The organism is Pseudomonadota bacterium (assembly GCA_026388215.1).
Lineage (GTDB): Bacteria > Desulfobacterota > Syntrophorhabdia > Syntrophorhabdales > Syntrophorhabdaceae > JAPLKF01.
In genome coordinates this window covers 1-3,512 of sequence record JAPLKF010000266.1, presented here as the reverse complement: position 1 = coordinate 3,512, position 3,512 = coordinate 1, and the positions used below count along the sequence as shown (strand labels likewise).

Sequence of the window (3,512 nt, the reverse complement as noted above, 5' to 3'; positions counted from 1 at the left end):
TATCGGGGTTGGAATAAATACCGATGAAATTGTAGCCGGGAATATCGGTAGTATGAAAAGGATGGATTATACTGTTATAGGGGATGGTGTGAATCTTGCATCCCGACTTGAGGGGGCAAACAAATACTACGGAACAAGTCTTTTGATAAGTGAGTTTACCTTCCAGAATCTGAAAGGTAAGTATATATACAGGGAGGTGGACCGCCTCCGCGTGAAAGGCAAAGCACAACCAGTAAGCATGTATGAGATACTCGATTATCATGATGAGCATTCCTTTAAGAATCTCAAAGACGTTATAGAGATTTATCATGAGGGCATAGCCCTGTACCGTGAGACAAAATGGAATGAGTGTATTGCGAGATTTAAAAAGGCCCTCTCCTTGAATCCGAATGACAATCTTACCCGTATCTGCATAGAACGCTGTGAGTACTTTCTCAAGAATCCTCCTGAGAAAGATTGGGACGGCGTCTGGACAATGACAGAAAAGTAAAAATTCAGTTCTACCGTACTGCTATTCAGAAAAAAAATAGTCTGCCGGAACACTATTTCATTCGTGCTTCCGCTCCGTGCGCTTTACCCACTAATGGCCTGACATCACTCAATGTGTGAACTCTCCCGTCTATAACGGGATCAGACAGCACACATTGCCCTTTGGGACGTTCTGTTTTGCCAAAGTGGGTTCCCAAACCGTACTCGAAGTCGCACTCACGAAAAGTTCTTCCGGCTTAAGATTTCAAAATGTAAAGCTCTCAAAATCAAGAATAAAGATTTGACCCTCTTCCGTGCATTAATCCCACCCAGCCCCTTGGGCTCAAGCAAAGATGCATCCGCACATTCATTTCCACCTTCGGTGGCAAACGCCTCGAGTACTCTAAGAGGGTACCCCGGAGGTTTTGCTCGACCTTGCTCGCAATGAAACCATACCGTAATGCTCATTCCAGGAACACCTTCCGAATCAAAGATACCTATGGATGAATTTGGGCAACAGGCCGTCAGTGTATGGCCCCTCTACTTTTTTCCTTGTTGAATGCTGTAACCTATGTATCCTGATAGGACCGACCATTTAAATTATTTTTATTCCTTTGCCCCTTCTTCCGCTATCTGGACAGATGAAATGCCCTTCCTCAAATTCCCCCGTATTTACAAGAGCGGTGATTACTTTATTTACCGCCTGTTTCGTGTCTGGATATTGAGCGTAATTGTCTCTTAACCAGCAGTCCAAACTGTGTGGTTTAGGATGATATATTCTTCTACGGTTCGTCTGTCCTTGTATTATGTAATCCCTACCTGTTCTTCTAATGTATTCTTTTAAATTATCAGAATTAAACGAATTATTGCCATATGGAAGATTGATTATGGGCATGTTTTACTCCTTCATGGACCTATTGTGGTCATGAACCTTTTATTTGTGACATTATTGCAATACCACTTGAACAGTTCAGGGACGAAGGTCTCTGCTAACCAAGAGATGTTCGAACTCGATCCAGAACTATAAAGCTCGGCCTGCCATATAAAAACAGGTTCTTTCGGGTCGTGTGTTTGTGCTAGGTCGATAATGGCAATGTGAAAGTAGCGGGGATATTCAGTTGAAGATGAAGAACTAACCTTTTGGCCACCCCAGACAAAATCTGGGGAACTTGAAACAACCGTTTCTGTGACACCAGCCCCAATAGAGGAGGAATAGAGTACTGCCACGTCTGCGGTGGCTCGATCGACCGCCCGCTTGAAACCAAGTTTCTCCATTTCCTTTTCAATGAGAGTTTGGATGTTTCGTTCTGTGAGGGTGTTTTTATCACTTTGAACGACAAAGAATGTGGCGTTCCCAGGATGTGGCTGGTAGGTAGCAGAACTGATACATCCTGAGATAATAAACGGTGCACACGCTAAGGTGCCAACGATGGTAAATACAATAACGATGGCGATATACAATTGGACTCGATTCATTGCTAACCTCCCGAATTTCTCAAATAACGGTAGAACTCAGTTGCAAAACAGACACTAAAACGACTATCGAGACTTTCAGTGGCTTCTGCAACCTTTGAAATTGCACCCCCTGTTTCTTCCCTGCTTTGGTTTGGCACAACCAAAATATAGTTCACCTGTTTTACGCGACTTTCTTGCAACTACGTCGGGGTATCCGCAGAATGGACAAGGTCCTGTTTTTTCGCCACGTATTGTAGGACGATCCATGGGATTTTTCATAAAAGTAGCCCCCTACAATCCATACTTGAACGGGCGCAAACATCTGAATTGGCCCGGCGAAACCAGTTCAAACAATTCAGACTTACGGCCTCGATTCCCTTGACGATGCTTGTATAAGAAGGCATTGTATGTCCCAATTCGGAACCCAGGACAGCAAGTCTCGAAATCTTTTTTCGAAAATGGCTCGACCAGTTTTCCAGCCCTTATTGCCTTCACGATTGCCTCATATACCTTATGGCCCATGCTCAAACTCCTTTCAGCCCAAAATAGTCCTAATAGGGTCAGGTCTTGAAATATCAGTTTTTCATAACCCATTCTTTCACCTGTTTCCTTTATCTTCCCGCTATTTCAATAGGTTGTCAAGGGATTCTTAAGGGACATCAAGAGTTATGCATAGCATGAAACAATGTCCCCATTGTCCTTTTCAACCCTTATGAAAAATGTAAATAGAGGTTCCCCTATGTAAGTAAGTATAAATAATAATATATATTTACTATATCATTATTTATTTTTAATCAAGTTGCTATTGACAAAAATGAAAGTAAGAAATAAATTATATAAATAATATTTTATATATTAGGATGCCATGGAGAAACAGAAAGTGTTGTTTGTATGTGTTCATAATTCATCGAGAAGCCAGTGGAAGAATTTTACAGGGAGTATTTAAGGGAGGAATGAGCGCCATGAAGGAACTACTCAATATTTTTAAGGCTCTGTCTGACGAGACAAGGCTCAGGATTATGAAGCTTCTTGAACGCGGTGAACTCTGTGTATGCGATATAGTAGCTGCCTTTGACATGATACAGCCGAAGGTATCCTTTCATCTTGGTGTATTGAAAAAGGCAGGATTGGTGAAGGACAGAAAGCAGGGCAAATGGATGCACTACCGGATAGACGATTCTGATATGTTTAAGAGACTCCTTATCCTATCCGTTATAGATAAAATCCCCGAGGAAAAAATGAAAGAAGATAAGGAAAGATTGGAGGAGTTTCTTAAGGCTAAAACTGAAAAGACACCAGTTGCACCAAACACAGATAAATGTTGCGAGAAAAAACAAGGAGACAAATATGAAAAACTGGCATAAATTCATCATCATACTTGGTATATTCGTAGCTGCCTATTTCATTCCTTTTGGAGACGAAAGGGTGAAAAAAGCAATCCTCGAATCCTTCTACATGCTGCAAGACTATGCACAGAAGCATGTGCTTTTATGTCTTGTCCCGGCTTTTTTTATTGCCGGAGCCATAACTGTCTTCGTTTCAGAGGCATCGGTCATGAAATACCTGGGACCTCTGGCGAATAAATTCCT

Annotated in this window: 6 protein-coding genes; 3 read left to right on the top strand and 3 right to left on the bottom strand. The window is 41.9% G+C overall.

Annotation, left to right across the window (positions count from 1 at the left end; all coding sequences use genetic code 11):
* On the top strand, positions 1-490 hold a 490-nt coding region (locus NTU69_12485), incomplete at its 5' end, for an adenylate/guanylate cyclase domain-containing protein (GenBank protein ID MCX5804323.1).
* Between the two features lie 573 nt (positions 491-1,063).
* Here NTU69_12485 and NTU69_12480 read toward each other — a convergent pair.
* The 3 genes from NTU69_12480 to NTU69_12470 all read right to left on the bottom strand — a co-directional run bounded on the left by NTU69_12480 (position 1,064) and on the right by NTU69_12470 (position 2,202).
* Positions 1,064-1,363 carry a hypothetical protein gene (locus NTU69_12480; protein MCX5804322.1) on the bottom strand — a complete coding sequence of 100 codons (300 nt, stop codon included), beginning with the start codon at positions 1,361-1,363 and terminating at the stop codon, positions 1,064-1,066.
* A gap of 11 nt (positions 1,364-1,374) precedes the next feature.
* Entirely contained in the window at positions 1,375-1,944 is a 570-nt protein-coding gene (locus NTU69_12475) for a DUF4136 domain-containing protein (GenBank protein MCX5804321.1), read from the bottom strand.
* 75 nt (positions 1,945-2,019) lie between these two features.
* Positions 2,020-2,202, bottom strand: a complete 183-nt coding sequence (locus tag NTU69_12470) for a hypothetical protein (protein MCX5804320.1) — start codon at positions 2,200-2,202, stop codon at positions 2,020-2,022.
* A 683-nt stretch (positions 2,203-2,885) separates the two neighbouring features.
* Between NTU69_12470 and NTU69_12465 the strand changes: the two genes are divergently transcribed.
* Positions 2,886-3,287: a metalloregulator ArsR/SmtB family transcription factor gene (locus NTU69_12465; GenBank protein ID MCX5804319.1), complete on the top strand. Its 402-nt coding sequence runs from the start codon at positions 2,886-2,888 to the stop codon at positions 3,285-3,287.
* Positions 3,271-3,512, top strand: a 242-nt coding sequence (locus NTU69_12460; protein MCX5804318.1) for a permease, incomplete at its 3' end; no start/stop codon positions are given. The genes NTU69_12465 and NTU69_12460, both read left to right, overlap by 17 nt.